This window comes from Nocardiopsis sp. L17-MgMaSL7 (assembly GCF_003182025.1).
Taxonomy (GTDB): domain Bacteria; phylum Actinomycetota; class Actinomycetes; order Streptosporangiales; family Streptosporangiaceae; genus Nocardiopsis; species Nocardiopsis prasina.
This window is the reverse complement of record NZ_QGTF01000027.1, coordinates 13727-28815: the sequence shown is the minus strand read 5'-3', so window position 1 is coordinate 28815 and position 15089 is coordinate 13727. Positions and strand designations below refer to the sequence as shown.

Below are 15089 nucleotides of genomic sequence, written 5' to 3'. Positions count from 1 at the left end.
GCTCCGGGTCGGGACAAGGTCCCCTGGCGCAGTACCTCGGACTCTCACCTCGGGGACAGGGTGGCCTCCCGGGTCCGTTCCGCTACCTGCCCCGCCCGGTCAGCTTCGGCACCCATCCCCGGGGCCGTCTCCGGCCCGTCGGGCTCCGTTCCCGGCCCGTTCGGCTCCGTTCCCGGCCCGTTCGGCTCCGTTCCCGGCCTCCGCCCGTCCGGCTCCAACAGCGGCCGTTCGCCCGCCTGGCTCCGGCCCCTCCCGGTCTTCGCCGTCCGGGGCCGCTCGCCCTGGTCAGAGCACGTCGAGTGGGCTGGGCCCGCCCGGTCCGGGGAAGCGCTCGTCCAGGGCTCCCAGATCCTCCTCGGTCAGGCGCAGATCAAGGGCGGCGTGGTTCTCCTCCACGTGCCCGACGGTGCCCGCCTTCGGGATGGCGCACAGGCCCCCGCCCGCCAGGACCCAGGCGATGGCCACCTGCGCGGCCGAGACCCCGTGCCCCTGGGCGACCCGCTCCAGGACGGGGTCGCCCAGCAGACGTCCCTGTTCGATGGGGGAGTAGGCCATGACGGGCACCTCGTGGTCCCGGCACCACGGAAGGAGGTCGTGCTCCGGGCCGCGTCGGGACAGGTTGTAGAGGACCTGGTTCGCGGCGCAGTCGTCGCCGCCCGCCTCGCCCCACAGCTCGCGCATGTCGTCGGTGTCGAAGTTGCTGACTCCGAAGTTCCCGATCCTCCCCGAGTCACGCAGCTCGATGAGGGCCTCCAGCGTCTCGGCCAGCGGTACCCCTCCGCGCCAGTGCAGCAGGTACAGGTCGATGCGGTCGGTCCCCAGTCGACGCAGGCTGCGCTCGCACGCCTCGATCACACCCCGGCGGTCGGAGTGGCTCGGCAGCACCTTGCTGACGAGGAACACCTCGTCCCTGCGGCCGTGGATGGCCTCCCCGACCACCTTCTCCGCCTCGCCCGATCCGTACATCTCGGCGGTGTCGATCAGTCCGAGGCCCAGGTCGAGCCCGTGCCGCAGCGCACGGACCTCCGCCTGGTGCGCGTCGGGGTCCTCTCCCATGCCCCAGGTGCCCTGGCCGAGTACCGGCAGCTCCTCGCGGGAGGGCAGTAGAAGGTGTCTCATGGCCGTTCCCCGTTTCCTGTCGACCTCTCGATCCCCTCACCTCCAACCCTCACCACTTCAGTCCACCCGAAACTGGGGAAGCGGGGCCCGGTGGCCGATCCGCTCGGGGCGGCGGGCCGGTCCGCGCCTCCAGGGGTGCGCCCGCCGGACACACCGGTCCGCGACCTCACCCGTGTCGGGGCCCGCGGTCGGGTGCGGTCCGCCGCTCGCGACGACGCTCCAGCACCCGTCGCACCACGAACCAGACGACCGCCGCCGCCACCGCCGCCAGGACGACCCGGGAAACGACGCCGACATAACCCTCGACGATGTGCCACTGCTCGCCCAGGTGGTACCCGACCAGGACGAACAGGGTGTTCCACACGGCGCTGCCCAAGGTGGTCAGGCCGAGGAAGAGCGGCAGGGACATGCGCTCGATCCCGGCCGGGATCGAGATGAAACTGCGGAACACCGGAATGAGCCGACCGAGGAGGACCGCCTTGGGTCCGTGCCGTTCGAACCACGCCTCGGTGCGGTCGATGTCGGCCATCTTGACCAGCGGGACGCGGCTCGCCAACGCCCGGAAACGCTCCCGCCCCAACCAGGCGCCGAGGCCGTACAGGGCGAGCGCACCCACCACGGAGCCGACGGTGGCCCAGACCAGGACCTCCGCCAGTCCCAACTCGCCCCGGGAGGCGGCGAAACCGGCTGTCGGCAGGATCGCCTCGCTCGGGATGGGCGGGAAGAGGTTCTCCAGGGCGATGGCCAGACCGACCCCCGGCCCGCCGAGGACCTCCATGAGTCCGACGACCCACCCGACGAATCCGTCCGCGGGTTCGGCCGCCGCGACGGTGAGATTGGCGTTCACTCGTTGCTCCTGTTCACGGTCCCTTTGAAGGGTGGAACAGAACGTTAGGGTCGGGGGGCGACGCTCCGCGTAAAGACGGGTCCCGTTCTCCGGACGAATCGTGGCAAGAGGGGGCCGCCGGGGCTGTGGTTGACCGCCGGTCCCCGATCCCGGCCGCCGCTCGCGCGAAGATCCGGGGCGCGCCGGGGCTCACGCGACCGCCGGGCTGGCCTCAGCCGTCGAAGACGCGCTCGACGAGGGTCCGCCAGCTTTCGGCCAGGTGGTCGCAGCCGGCCTCCCCCTGCGGTCCGGTGAGCTCGTCCGAGCCCAGGTACAACAGCAGCGGGCCCTCCAGAGCGGCGGCGAGCTGGAGGGCGAGGCTGTCCGGATGGGGGAGGGGCGGGCTGGCCTGGCGGAGCAGCATCCGGACGTGGGGAGGGGTCATGCTCACGGAGGCCGGTGCAAGCGGGGAATGGCCCAGTGCGGCACGGAAGATGGCGTGGTTGCCCCTGAGCATGTCGAAGCGGGCCAGGCCGTAGGCGATCAGGCGCTCCTTCGGTTCGGCGCCGGGCCCCAGCGGCGGCGGGCCGTGCAGCACCCGCTCCTGGAACCGGAGCTCGTCGTCATGGAGCACGGCCTGGAAGATCCCCGCACGCGTACCGAAGCGTCGGAAGACGGTCCCCTTGCCCAGCCCGGCGCGCTCGGCCAGGCCGTCCATGGTCACGCTCTCCGGGCCCAGCTCGACGATCATCGCGCGGACCGTCCGCAGCAGGTGCTCGCGGTTGCGGGCCGCGTCCGCCCGCTCGGGGCGCGGTTTTCCGAAGGGGACCACTGGCACATCCACGGACTCAATCTACCCCGGGAATACTAAGCGGGGGATAGTCCGTTTATGCTGTCATCACGCCGCGACGCCGGGCACGCATCCGGCCAGCGGTACACCGAACCAATGGGAGAAGTAGGAATCATGAACCTGTTCCGACTCGACGGCAGCATCTTCCCGTCCGTGTCCTCCAGCGCCGAGATCGCGGACCGCGCCGAGGCGGAGTGGACCGCGGCGCACCCGGACGGCGGAGTGAACCGCCGCCACCTGGGGACCGACCCGCTGCCCGCCGACGCCTGGGTGCACGCCACCGTGGGCTCCGCTACCCCCGAGGCCGAGCGCACCCCGGCCCAGAACGAGGCGCTGGCCCTGGCCGCCCGGCTGGCCGGAGAACTGGAGAGCGCCGACGCCGTGATCCTGGCCGTACCGATGTACAACTACGGTGTCTCCCAGCACTTCAAGACCTGGGTCGACCTGGTCATCGCCGGTGCCGGGCCCACCAACCCGCTGCTGAAGGGGGTCCCCACCGCGCTGGTCACCACCGCGGGCGGCGGTTACGGTCCCGGCACTCCCCGCGAGGGCTGGGACCACTCCACGCCCTATCTGGAGCGTGTCGTCGGCGACCTCTGGCAGGCCGACCTCACCCTGATCAAGTGCGAGCTCACCCTGGCCGCCACCACCCCGGGGATGGAGGGCCTGAGGGACCTCGCCGAGCAGGAGCGCACCCGGGCCCTGGACGCCGCGCGCGACACCGGTCGGGTGCTCGCCGGGGTCTGAACCCGAGGAGGGGGCGGCGCCACCACGCCGCCGCCCCCGCCTCGGCGCATATCCTCTGGGGTGCACCGTTCACGACCCTGGAGAGCGCACGATGCTGGAACTGCTGCCCGGACTCACCCAGATCTACGAGGGGTGGGCGCAGCACTACCCGGACGTGCACCCGCTGACCATCCAGTTCCCCGCCCGCGAGTCCGAGCAGGGGATTGACGGCGTCCTCGCCTACCCCATGGAGGGGCACTGGCTGCTGGTCACCTTCGGCCTCACCGAGCTGGGGGAGAAGACCAGCGAGGAGAAGCGGGTCTCCGGCGCCGGATTCGAGTTCACGTGCCGCATCCCGCGCGCGGACGGCGACGAGGCCGTGCCCGCGTGGATCCTGCGCGTGCTGCACGCGCTGGCCGACCAGTACGTGGCCGGTGCCCAGCTGGACGTGGGTCACTGGATCGTCACCCGGTCCCCGCTCGGCGGCGAGAGCGCCAACGGGGACATGACCTCGCTGGCGATCGTGCCCGACGCCGACATGCGCATCCTGGACACCGACAACGGCCTGGTGCTGTTCTTCCAGGTCGTGGGGCTCAAGACCGAGGAGGGCGAGTACGCCCAGGAGGCCGACACGGTCGCCCCGATCATGGCGCTGCTCCGTGACCGCGACCCGAAGATGATCACCGACCCCGATCGCGAGACCATCCGCCTCTGACAGGATCAGTGGCGGTCACCTCACGTATGCCGGGTGGTCACGAGGGGGAGTGATCATGGGGTCCCCGTGAACACGAACCCCCTCCCACCACCCTCGAGCCACCGTCAGGAGATCGACGGTCTGCGAGCCGTCGCCGTCCTGCTCGTGGCGGTCTACCACGTGTGGTTCGGCCGGGTCTCCGGCGGCGTGGACGTCTTCCTGCTGCTCACCGGGTTCCTCGTCACCGGCTCCCTGGTGCGCGCGGCCGAACGCGGCGGGTTCCACTACGGCGCCTTCCTCGGGAGGCTCGCCGTGCGGCTGGTGCCCACGGCGGCCCTGGTGATCGCGGTGTCCCTACTGGGCGCCCGGCTGCTGCTCCCCGAGGCCCGCTGGCGGGACACCGTCGCGGAGTCCCTGGCCGCCGCGTTCCACCACCTGAACTGGCACCTGGCGTTCGGCTCCGTCGACTACCTGGCGCGTGACGACGCCACGAGCGTCTTCCAGCACTTCTGGTCGCTCTCCGTCCAAGGCCAGTTCTACCTGGTGTGGCCGGTGGTGGTCGGCCTGGCCTTCTGGTGGGCCGCCCGCCTCGGCCGACCCGCGCAGCGGGTGCTCCTCGCCGTCCTCAGCACGGTCTTCGCCCTGTCCCTCGCCTACTCCGTCCTCGCCACCCGCGTGGACCAGCCGTGGGCCTACTTCGACACCGGGGCGCGCCTGTGGGAGTTCGCGCTGGGCGGCCTGCTCGCCCTCCTCCTGCCGTACCTGCGTCCGCCCCGGGCGCTGCGGGTCCTCCTCGGCTGGCTCGGCCTGGCCGCGCTCGCCCTGTGCGGCGTTCTCCTCCAGGTGTCCACGGTCTTCCCCGGCTACGCGGCGCTGTGGCCGACCCTCGCGGCGGCGGCCGTCATCGTGGCCGGGGCCACCGGCTCCCCCTGGGGCGCCGACCGGTGGCTCACCCTCCGCCCCGTGCTCTACCTGGGATCGATCTCCTACGCCCTGTACCTGTGGCACTGGCCGATCCTGGTGTTCCACCTCGCGGTGACCGGACGGGACCTGGCCAGTCCACTCGGGGGCATTGCGGTCCTCGCGCTCTCGATCGGCCTGGCGGCGGTGACGACCCCGCTGGCCGACCGGATTGTCGCGTTCGGCCGCGCTGGCACCCGGCTGAGGCCTCCGGTGGTCGCCGCCGCCTTCCTGGTCCCGGTCCTCCTGGCCACGGGCGCGTGGACGGTCCGGATGGACGCCGAACAGCGCCGCCTGGAGGAGGTGCTCGCGGATCCGGCCCGCTACCCCGGCGCGGTGGCGCTGCCCCACGACGACCCCGGCGCGTACCCCGACCCGGTCCACCCGCCCCCGGCCTCCGCCGCACGGGACCTTCCGGTCACCTACGACGACGGCTGCAACCAGTCCACCTCCGGAACCGAGGCGATCACCTGCGACTACGGGGCCTCGGACCCGGACCGCACGGTCGCCCTGGTCGGCGGCTCGCACGCCGCCCACTGGTTCCCCGCGCTGGAGCAGATCGCGCAGCGCCGGGACTGGCGGCTGGTCAACATCACCAAGGGCGCCTGCCTGTTCACCGACGCGCCCCAGCTCCACAAGGGGGAGCCCTACACCGAGTGCGCCGAGTGGAACGGCAACGTCCTGGACGAACTCCGGTCCCTGCGCCCCGACGCGGTGTTCACCACCGGCACCACGACGAGCCTGGACACCAGCGCGGGTTTCGGGGAGGAGGTCCTGGTGGACGGCTACGTGGACCGGTGGCGGGAGCTGGAGGCCTTGGGCATCGAGGTCGTCGCGGTCCGCGACACCCCGCGCCTGCCCTTCGCCGCCCCCGACTGCCTCTCCGAGTCCGATCCCGAGGGGTGCTCGGCGCCGCCCGGCCATTCCCTTGCCGAGGCCTCACCTCTCGAAGGTGCCGAGCTTCCCGCCAACGTGACGGCTCTGGACCTCACCGACCTGCTCTGTGAACCCGACCTGTGCCGCCCGGTGGTCGGCAACGTCCTCGTCTACTGGGACGCCAGCCACATCACCGCCACCTACATGCGCACCCTGGCCCCCGAACTCGAACGTCGCCTTCTGCTCCGCACAGGCTGATCTGGGCTGAGGAAAACACCCGAACGACCTTCCTTTACAACCCGTGCGTTGTATACCTAAGCTGGTGTGGGACATTGAACTGGAACTCGTCCAACCCTGGTTGGAAGCCCTGGACCAGGGCTCGTACGAACAAGTGATCGCGGCGCTCGAAGTACTGGCCACACACGGGCCCGGTATCGGCCGACCCCTGGTGGACACGGTCAGGGGGTCACGGCACGCCAACATGAAGGAGCTGCGCCCAGGATCCAGGGGGAGATCCGAGCTGCGGGTCCTGTTCGCCTTCGATCCCGTGCGTAGGGCGATCATGCTGGTGGGCGGGGACAAGTCGGGGAACTGGCAGAAGTGGTACCGGGTCAGCATTCCACTCGCCGACCAGCGTTTCGACGAACACGCCGCCGGACTAGGGAGAGGACACCGATGACGAACCTTCGAGACATGCTGGCCAAGCGTCCTGTCGACCGGGAAGCGGTGGAGCGGCACAAGCAGCGGTTGTTGGACGAGGTTCGGTCCTACCGGCTGCGCGAACTCAGGGAGGCGGCCGACCTGACGCAGGTGCAGCTCTCCCAGCAGCTGAACGTCAGTCAGAACCGAGTCTCCAGCATCGAACGCGGGGAGATCGGCCACACGCAGGTCGACACCCTGAGGAGGTACGTGGAGGCCCTGGGGGGGAACCTGCGGGTCGAGATGGTGATCGGGGACGAACGCTTCCCCATCGTCTGAGCACGAAAAGGGCCGCCGACCCTCTCGGGACGGCGGCCCCTCCGCTCGGGTGACTACCTCTCGGAGCCCCGTTCGAGGGCCGTGCCGATCTCACCCACGCGGTCGGCCAGCAGGCCCATCGCGCCGATGGCCCTGGTCATCGGGTCATCGTCGGACCCGCCCAGCGCACGGCCTCGGCGGAAGCCCTCCTTGACCTCGCGCCAGCGCGCCTCCTGCTCGGCGGTCATCACACCGCGCAGTTCGGCGAGCTTGAGCAGGTTGGCCTCCGCGCCGGAGGTGAGGGTCTGCGCCTCGCCCAGGTAGTGGTCGTCGATGACGGCCTCCACCTCGGCCTCGTTCATGACCGGCACGATCTTCTCCGACAGCCGGTTCATGTTCCGGTACGAACCCTGGAGCTGGAACGGCGGTTCGGTACGGGCGTCCTCCGACTGCGCCGCGGAGGCGATGTAGGCCTGGTTGTTGGCCAGCACCACCTCCTGCACCCTGAGCATCTTCCGGAGGACGGAGACGATCCGGTCCACCTCGGCCGCCGAGTACGGGTGCTTCAGCCGGTCCGTGCCCACCGAGTCGTCGCCCTGGGCCATCCGCACGAACGTGTACACGTCCTCGCGGTCCCGGGTGGACAGCGGCGCCAGGGTCTGGTTGGAGGTGAGCGCGTTCTCGATGTAGCTGAGCGCGAACAGCTCCTCCTTGCCCGAGAGCACGTCGCCCAGGTTGTACACGTCGGCGCGGTTGGCGAGCATGTCCGGGATGCGGAACCGCTTGCCCTGCTCGGTGTACGGGTTGCCCGCCATGCAGACGGCGAACCGCTTGCCGCGCAGGTCGTAGGTGCGCGTCCGCCCCTCCCACACTCCCTCCATGCGGCGCTGGCCGTCACAGAGCGAGATGAACTTCTGGAGGAGCTCCGGGTTGGTGTGCTGGATGTCGTCCAGGTACAGCATCGTGTTGCTGCCCATCTCCAGGGCCAGGGAGATCTTCTCGATCTCCTGGCGGGAGGTGGCGTCCGGTGCCTCGGCCGGGTCCAGCGAGGTGACCGCGTGCCCCAGGGCGGGGCCGTTGACCTTGACGAACACCAGACCGAGACGGCTCGCCACGTACTCCATCAGCGTGGTCTTGCCGTACCCGGGAGGGGAGATGAGCAGCAGCAGGCCGCTCTGGTCCGTGCGCTTGTCGTCCCCGGCCGCGCCCAGCTGCTTGGCGAGGTTGTCGCCGATCAGCGGCAGGTACGACTCGTCGAGCAGACGGTTGCGCACGAAGCCGCTCATCACCTTCGGCTTGTACTCCTCCAGCCGCAGGCGCTCGCGTTCGGTCGCCACTAGCGCGTTCCGGCGGCGCTGGAAGTCCCGGTAGGCGGGCACCTCCACCGTGCGGAACCGTCGGGTGCGCGGCAGGATCTCGTCCAGCCGCACCTCCAGGGAACGCTCGCTGATCCTCGGATGCGACCCCAGGAGACCGGTGACCCGTTCGCTGACCGCCGCCGATGACTCGTACCGCTCCAAGGCGTTCTCGGACAGGCCGATCGCGGCCGCCTCGGGCAGGTCGCCCGGGGCGGGCGGCTCCTCCAACGTGGTCGCGTACGCCTCCAGCCACGCCGTCACCAGCTGGTGACGGGCGGCCAGGTCCTCGCCCAGCCCCCGCAGGTCCTCCTCGAAGGCCTTGCGGGTGGTCTCCCGGGTGCTGCCCAGGGCCCGGTGGAACCGGTCCAGCAGCTGCCGGGCGCCCGCACCGGACACGAACCCGCGCTCTGCGGCCCCGTCCAGGGCCAGCTCCTCGAAGAGGTAGTCGCCCACCAGCTCCAGGTCGGCGTCCTGGTACAGACCGGTGTCGGTGAGGAAGGCGTCCACACCCTCAGCCAGCTCCGTGCGCAGCGCGGCGATCGCCGCGGACCGGCGCGCCCCGAACACGCTCCGGGCCCGTGCGAGTGAGGTCGCCCGCGTCTTCCAGGCACCCCGCCGCTCCTTGCCCACTCCGTACGCCCAGAACAGCTGGGCCGCGGCCCGGACCTGTCCGGGGTAGCGCAGAAGTCCGGCCCCGGCGCGCAGCCGCAGCAGAGCGGCGAGGACGCGGGTGGCGTCGTGGTCGTGCACGCCCCGCTCGTAGCCCTCGTCGTACCGGGACTCCGCCGCCGTCCGCACCAGGGACTCCAGGGAGTCCCCGTTGTCGGGGTGGAGCACAGCCTCGTTGAGGGCCTCCAGGCTGAACCCCTCGGCCCCCTCCTCCGCCGCGCTCAGGATCGACGTGGCCAGGTACTCCGCCCGGTACACCTCGGGGCTCTCGGAGACCAGCAGCCGGTCCCACAGGTGCCGGGTCTCCTGGAACGCCTCGTCCCTCACGGGCGAACGGAAGTCGGTACCGGTGACCGCCACCGACATCTGCCCGTCATGCGGGGTGAGGGTGAGGTCGATGGGCTGGGTGTTGACCGCGAAGCGGTGCCTGCCCAGCCGGATGGTCTCCCCTCCGGCGCCGCCCTCGTAGAGGTCGGTGCGGTCCTGGAGCGCCCGACCGGCCTCCTGGCGGGCGGCCAGGATCTGGCCCTCCAGCTCCTCGGCGCGCACCGTGTCGCCGAGTTCGCGCATCTCCTCGGCGGTGCGGCGCAGCCGCGTCACCATCGCGTCCGAGGCGAAGTAGGTGTTGATGTCCTCCAGCGTGGTCAGGGCCGCGACCCGCCGGTGCACGCCCTCCAGGACCCGGGCGGCGGAAGATGCCAGCCGGTCGGCCCTTCGCGAGCGCGCGTCGACCAACGACTGCTTGCGGGTGGAGAACGCCTCGTAGACGTCCTCGCGCTTGTCCGACAGCTCCTGGAGGAAGTCGTCGAACTCCGCGAAGCGCGACTCCAGGTTCTCCAGCTGGAGCATGATCCGGCCCAGCTGCTCGTCGCAGCGCTCCGGGGTGTCCGCCGCGGCGATCGCCCCGGTGATGGCCTGTCCCAGCAGGGCGAACTCGGCGGCGAACTCGGCCCTGCCCTCCAGGGCGAGCAGTTCCCCGCGCCGCGACTCCAGCGTGGCGCGGGCCCGGTTGACCCCGGCCATCACCTCGCTGATCCGCTCCAGGATGCGCGTGCGCACCTGGGCGTCGCCGATGTCCAGGGACCCGATCACCTCGGTGACGACCTGGAGGCCCTCGGTCTGTTCGGCGATCCGCTCGCCCACGGCGGTGGCGGCGCTGACCGCCTCCAACGCCTCGGCGTCCTCGACCAGCCGCTCCACCTCGGAGTGGTAGCCGTCGAAGGCGTCGTCCTGTTCGAGGAAGGCGACGGTGCGGCGCCCGGCGGAGGCGATCTCCTCGCCGAGGCCCTCCTCCACCGCGTCGATCCGGGCGGTGTCCGCGTAGCGCATCTCGCGCAGCGTGGCGGCCTGCCCCTGGGCGCGGCGCAGCTCGGTCAGCCGGGTCACCCACCCCTCCGCCGAGCGCGGGGTCTCGCCCCGCGACCGGCGGATGAGCGCCGTGACCTTCTCCTCCGTCTCGGAGAGGCTCTTCGCGGCCTGACGGGTGAGCTCCTGGACGGTCTCGAACTCGTCCAGCACCCGCTCGGCCGTGGAGCGCACCTCCGTGAGCGGGGCGGCGAGGTCGCCCAGCTCGTCCTCGCCCAGCCAGTGGAACCGGTCCAGGACCCTGCGGCACGAGGCGATGAGTGCCTCGAACACCTCGGTGGAGGGCCGCATGTCCTCGGAGATCCGCGCCACCGAGAGGCACTCGGACACGCCCTGGACCAGTTCGGCGTTGCCGATCCGCTCCAGCGGCCCGGTGCCCACCGGTTGCGCCGCCGCGTACACGTCGGACACGTACGGGGTCTGCCACACCTGCATGGGGTGCACCCGGGTGGGCTCGCCCGAGGTGTCGCGGAAGACCGTCATGGTCCCGTCGTCGAACAGCGAGTAGCCGTGGCAGACGATCGGGTTGGCGACCTCCTTGCGGATGGTGTTGTACGACAGCAGCAGGCTGCGGCCGTCCGCCCGCGAGTGGAAGACGTACAGCACGTCCTCGCCGTTGGGCGAGCGCACCACCCGTTCGAACTCCAGGTCGGTGACGTCGGTGTCGAAGGTCCGCGCGACGCCGGTGGACAGGTAGTACCCGCCGGGGAAGATGAGCCCCTGGTCGTCGGGCAGGCGCTGGCAGGACTGGCCGATACCGTCGAGGCGTTCGACGCCCTTGGTGCGCGTGTTGAAGACCAGGTACCGCCACGCGGTCTCGTTGTACGGCCTGATCTTGAGCAGGACGAGCGCGCCGACCTGCGCGTGGAACACCGAAGCGTCGGCCAGGCTCTGCAACGGCTCGTCGACGGGCTCGCTGTAGATCCCCTCGCCGACCTCGGTGTTGTCCTCCACCTTGATGGTGAGGTCGCCGCCGACCGTCTCCACGAACAGCTCGTCGCGGATGGAGATGTGCGGGTGCCGACCCTGCACGTGGTCCTCGCGGGTGGCCTCCGTCCACGAGAAGTCGTGCGAGGGCGGGAACACGTGGTCGCGTTCCCCCCGGTCGTCGAGGTAGGCGATCTCACCGGTGGGCGAGACCGACCACCGCAGCACCCGTACGTCCTCGGTGCGCGGGCCGGTCTGGAAGACGGCGAGCAGCCGTTCCTCGACCCGGCGCAGCTGGAGCAGCCGGGCGTCGCGGTAGTAGCGGTAGAGCTGGGCGAACTCCTGGCGGAACCGCTCGTCGGCGAGGAGGCCGGGGACGGCGTCCTCGGCCGTGTCGGTGAACTCGAAGGAGTCACCGCCGTGCTCGTACCGGTGCAGGGAGAACACGTCGGAGACGTGCGTCTGGCTCTGCATGCCGATGTAGACGTTGTAGCCGAAGAGGATCATGTCCCCGTCGGCGTCGTCCCCGACGGAGCGCCCCACGCTGACGATGTCGCGTGGCACGCAGTTGTGTTCGGTGCGGATGCGCTCGGTACCGCGCAGGGAGAGCTCGGTGCCGCCGAACACCTCGAGGCGGCGGTTGTTGAGTTCCTCGGTCCGCCGGGCCAGCTCACCGGTCTGTTCGCGGAGCCGGGCGCGGAGCACCTCGTAGGTGCCCGCGTCCAGCGACCGCGCGTCCTCGGCTTCCGGCCCGGGGCCGTCGGTCTCCCGGGGCTGGTTTTCCTGGGAGTGGGCCTCGGTCACGGAGGACTACCTCACTGCTTCACGGGGGCGAGAGCGTTCACGGGAAGCTGGTCGAGGCCCAGGGAACGGGCCGTCGTCAGCAGGTTGTCCAGCTTGCCCGTCTCGGGGCCGCCCGCCGCGATGAGCTTGAGCAGCAGGGCGGAGACGGTCAGGTTCTTGACGTCCTCGCTGTCGGCCTCGGCCAGGATCCGCTTGACGTCGTCGGCGAAGTTGCCCTCGCCGCTGAGCCAACCGCTGCCCAGCGCCTGGACCGTGTCGGAGCTGCCGACGAACCCGTCGACGGCCTTGCCCATGCCGATGGAGTTGACCATGCGGTCGAAGAAGGCGCCGTCGCCGCCGACGATGCTGATGTCGGCGCTCTCCAGGCCGGCGGCCATCGCCGCGGCCTGGGCCTCGGCGACCTGACGCTGCACGTCGATCCCGGCCAGGCGGACCTCCTTCTCGGCGTCGAGGCGCAGGCGGTACTCCTCGTGCTCGCGGCTGACCTGGTCCAGGGCGGCCATGGCGGCGGCCTTGTCGGTCAGACCGGCGGCCTCGGCACGCAGCTTCTTCTCCACGGCCTCGGCGTCGACGTCGGCCTTCTCACGGGCGACGACGGCCTCGGCGCGGCCGAGCTTCTCGACGGCCTCGGCGTCCTGCTCACGGACCTGGACCTCGGCCAGACCGGCGGCCGCGGCCTCGGCCTGGATGCCCTCGGCGAGGCGGATCTTGGCTCGGGTGTCCAGCTCTGCGGCCTGCTGGCGGGCCTCAGCGAGCGTGAGCTCCTCCTGGGCCTTGTGCTTGGCGGCGGCCTCGGCCGCCTCGGCGGCCTTGATGTCCTTGACCAGGTTCTCCTGCGCCTCGGCCTCGGCGTGGATGATGATGGACTGGCGCTGGCGCTCGGCCTCCTCCACGGCGCGGAGCTTCTTGATCGCCTCCTCCTGCTCGGCGACGGTGCGGTCGACGGCGATCCGCTCGCGGACGACGTCGGCGACCTCGCGCTTCTCGGCCTCGACCTCCTTGTCCTTGGCGATGCGGCTCAGCTCGGTCTCGCGCTCGCGGCCGATGACCTCCAGGAGGCGGTCCTTCTCGATCCGCTCGGTCTCGATGGCGATGACGCGCTCGCGGTTCTTCTCGGCGACCGCGATCTCACGCTGCTGGTTCTCGGACTGGACGCCGAGCTGCTCGTTGGTGCGCAGGTTGGCGGTCTCGGACTTGAGCCGCTCCTCGGCCTGGACGCGGGCGGTCTCGGCCTCCTCCTGCGCACGGATGATCTCGATCTCGCGCTTGGCCTTGGCGGCCGCCTCCTCGCGGCGCTTCTCCAGCTCGGCGAGGGTTTCGGCGGTCTCCGTGTTCTGGCGGTCGATCTCCTTGCGGCGATCGTTCTCGAACTCGTTGGTGCGCTTGTGCTCCTTGGCGGTGCGCTCCGTGATCTTCGAGATGCCCTGCGCGTCGAGGATGTTGTTCGCGTCGTGGTGGTGGAGCGGGGTCTGCTCCAGCTCGTCGATGGCCACGTCCTCCAGGATGTAGCCGTTGAGGTCGGTGCCGATCAGGGACACGATCGCGTGGCGGAACTGCTCGCGGTGCGTGAACAGCTCCTCGAAGTCGAACTGCTTGCCGACGGTCTTGAGCGCCTCGGAGAACTTCGAGTTGAAGAGTTCCTGGAGGGTGTCCTGGTCGCTGGCGCGCGCGGTGCCGATCGCCTTCGCGACCTTCTTGACGTCCTCGGCGGTCTCGTTCACACGGACGTAGAAGAACACCTTGATGTCCGCGCGGATGTTGTCCTTGCAGGTCAGGCCGTCACGGCCGCCGCGCTCCAGGGTCAGGCTCTTGAGGGAGATGTCCATGATCTCGGCCTTGTGCAGGACCGGGAGGACGATGGAGCCGGTGAAGGTGACGTGGACGTCCCTGACCTTGGAGATGATCAGGGCCTTGCCCTGCTCGACCTTCCGGAAGAGGCGCGTGACCATCACCAGGAGGGCGATGAGGACGACGAGGCCGACGGCCAGGGCCACTCCGAAGGTCAGGAAGGCCGCGTCAGCCGCCTCCTGGCCGCCGGTGGAGGATGCACTCAGCAACACGTGGGTGTCTCTTTCTGCGAGGTGAACGTGGTCGGTCCGGCACCGGGGGAGCGACGCGGGGCTGGCGGTGCGGCGACCGGGGGAGAGAAGCGTTCGTCATGCTTTGTGACGCGTGAACGGGGCAAACGGTTCCGTGTGACCGGGAACGAGCAGGGTTCACCCGTGGTCGCGTCCGCTCACGCGCTCCCGCCCGGCCGTGAGGCCGGGGTCCACCCACCGCTCCGCCGGTCGGCGTAGCGCGGGGACAGAAAGCGGCGCTGGCCGAGGATCAGACCGTCGCCAGCCAGGGTGAAGATGTCCACGAAGTCCACGTCCTCGGGGCCCCGGTCGGGCTCGTGGGGCAAAACCACGAAGCGGCCGACCGCGGCGATGTGCCCGGACTGACCGAACACCCGGTAGAGGTCGTGGAAACCGCGGGGGCGAAGCGGGTCGCCGCACAGTCTTTCGGCTTCGTCTCGCCCGTGCGCGAGCGGAAGGTCGGGTCGCTTTATCTGCACCTTTTCCGCGAGCAGCGATGCGTATCCGTCAATATCCCCGCTATCTAAATAGTGATACGAAAGTCGAACGTGTTCTACTCCGAGTGAGGTTATCGTGGCGTTTGGTGATAGGTGGTCGTGATCATTCTCGACTGCGGCCACGCTCCCTGCCCCCTGCTCCGAACCCATTGTTGGTCACGGATCGTCACGTCCCGCTCGCGCAGGCGCGGCTTGTGTTCTGGCTCTGGGTACCAGGATGCCCATCGGGCCTATTCGTTCGCTATCGCATGGCTACCATCCGTTTCCTTGTTGTTGTCGGGTCCATATTGACGGGTTGCTTTTCGAGTGGCTACCTTGGCCGACAAGGATCCGAGAATAACTCTGGTCGGCCCACCCCGACCCTGCCGTCAAAGGGGCCCGTC

At 70.3% G+C, this 15089-nt stretch carries 11 protein-coding genes; 5 read left to right on the top strand and 6 right to left on the bottom strand.

The window, feature by feature from the left end; genetic code table 11:
* Window positions 1-285: 285 nt before the first annotated feature.
* The 3 genes from BDW27_RS26760 to BDW27_RS26750 form a co-directional block, all read right to left on the bottom strand.
* The gene (locus tag BDW27_RS26760) at window positions 286-1119 is read right to left on the bottom strand and encodes an aldo/keto reductase (protein WP_110052474.1); all 834 of its coding nucleotides are present in this window, start codon (window positions 1117-1119) and stop codon (window positions 286-288) included.
* A gap of 166 nt (window positions 1120-1285) precedes the next feature.
* Complete coding sequence (locus BDW27_RS26755) at window positions 1286-1966, bottom strand: DedA family protein (RefSeq protein ID WP_233515955.1); 681 nt, start codon at window positions 1964-1966, stop codon at window positions 1286-1288.
* 211 nt (window positions 1967-2177) lie between these two features.
* Window positions 2178-2789: a TetR/AcrR family transcriptional regulator gene (locus BDW27_RS26750; protein WP_233515954.1), complete on the bottom strand. Its 612-nt coding sequence runs from the start codon at window positions 2787-2789 to the stop codon at window positions 2178-2180.
* 120 nt (window positions 2790-2909) lie between these two features.
* On the opposite strand from BDW27_RS26750, the gene BDW27_RS26745 reads away from it, so the two are divergent.
* From BDW27_RS26745 to BDW27_RS26725, 5 genes are all read left to right on the top strand, one after another.
* Window positions 2910-3542: an FMN-dependent NADH-azoreductase gene (locus BDW27_RS26745; protein WP_110052470.1), complete on the top strand. Its 633-nt coding sequence runs from the start codon at window positions 2910-2912 to the stop codon at window positions 3540-3542.
* Between the two features lie 91 nt (window positions 3543-3633).
* The gene (locus BDW27_RS26740; RefSeq protein ID WP_017544310.1) at window positions 3634-4236 is read left to right on the top strand and encodes a suppressor of fused domain protein; all 603 of its coding nucleotides are present in this window, start codon (window positions 3634-3636) and stop codon (window positions 4234-4236) included.
* 66 nt (window positions 4237-4302) lie between these two features.
* A complete protein-coding gene (locus BDW27_RS26735) occupies window positions 4303-6309 on the top strand; it encodes an acyltransferase family protein (protein ID WP_110052468.1) in 2007 nt (668 codons plus the stop codon).
* Window positions 6310-6373: 64 nt separating this feature from the next.
* A complete protein-coding gene (locus tag BDW27_RS26730) occupies window positions 6374-6730 on the top strand; it encodes a type II toxin-antitoxin system RelE/ParE family toxin (RefSeq protein WP_370446554.1) in 357 nt (118 codons plus the stop codon).
* Complete coding sequence (locus BDW27_RS26725) at window positions 6727-7029, top strand: helix-turn-helix domain-containing protein (protein WP_110052466.1); 303 nt, start codon at window positions 6727-6729, stop codon at window positions 7027-7029. The genes BDW27_RS26730 and BDW27_RS26725 overlap by 4 nt, the downstream gene beginning before the upstream one ends.
* Window positions 7030-7082: 53 nt before the next feature.
* On the opposite strand, the gene BDW27_RS26720 is transcribed toward BDW27_RS26725, so the two are convergent.
* The 3 genes from BDW27_RS26720 to BDW27_RS26710 all read right to left on the bottom strand — a co-directional run bounded on the left by BDW27_RS26720 (window position 7083) and on the right by BDW27_RS26710 (window position 14856).
* On the bottom strand, window positions 7083-12131 hold the full coding sequence (locus BDW27_RS26720; RefSeq protein ID WP_110052464.1) for a DNA repair ATPase: 5049 nt from the start codon (window positions 12129-12131) through the stop codon (window positions 7083-7085).
* An 11-nt stretch (window positions 12132-12142) separates the two neighbouring features.
* The gene (locus BDW27_RS26715; RefSeq protein WP_017544305.1) at window positions 12143-14191 is read right to left on the bottom strand and encodes a flotillin family protein; all 2049 of its coding nucleotides are present in this window, start codon (window positions 14189-14191) and stop codon (window positions 12143-12145) included.
* A 176-nt stretch (window positions 14192-14367) separates the two neighbouring features.
* Window positions 14368-14856, bottom strand: coding sequence for a nuclear transport factor 2 family protein (locus tag BDW27_RS26710; protein WP_110052462.1), 489 nt, complete (start codon window positions 14854-14856; stop codon window positions 14368-14370).
* Window positions 14857-15089 lie beyond the last annotated feature (233 nt).

Excerpts from the sequence above, each read along its gene's own strand:
- BDW27_RS26710 (WP_110052462.1), bottom strand. The coding sequence starts at position 14,856 with ATGGGTTCGGAGCAGGGGGCAGGGAGCGTGGCCGCAGTCGAGAATGAT.
- BDW27_RS26740 (WP_017544310.1), top strand. The coding sequence starts at position 3,634 with ATGCTGGAACTGCTGCCCGGACTCACCCAGATCTACGAGGGGTGGGCG.
- BDW27_RS26760 (WP_110052474.1), bottom strand. The coding sequence starts at position 1,119 with ATGAGACACCTTCTACTGCCCTCCCGCGAGGAGCTGCCGGTACTCGGC.
- BDW27_RS26725 (WP_110052466.1), top strand. The coding sequence starts at position 6,727 with ATGACGAACCTTCGAGACATGCTGGCCAAGCGTCCTGTCGACCGGGAA.
- BDW27_RS26745 (WP_110052470.1), top strand. The coding sequence starts at position 2,910 with ATGAACCTGTTCCGACTCGACGGCAGCATCTTCCCGTCCGTGTCCTCC.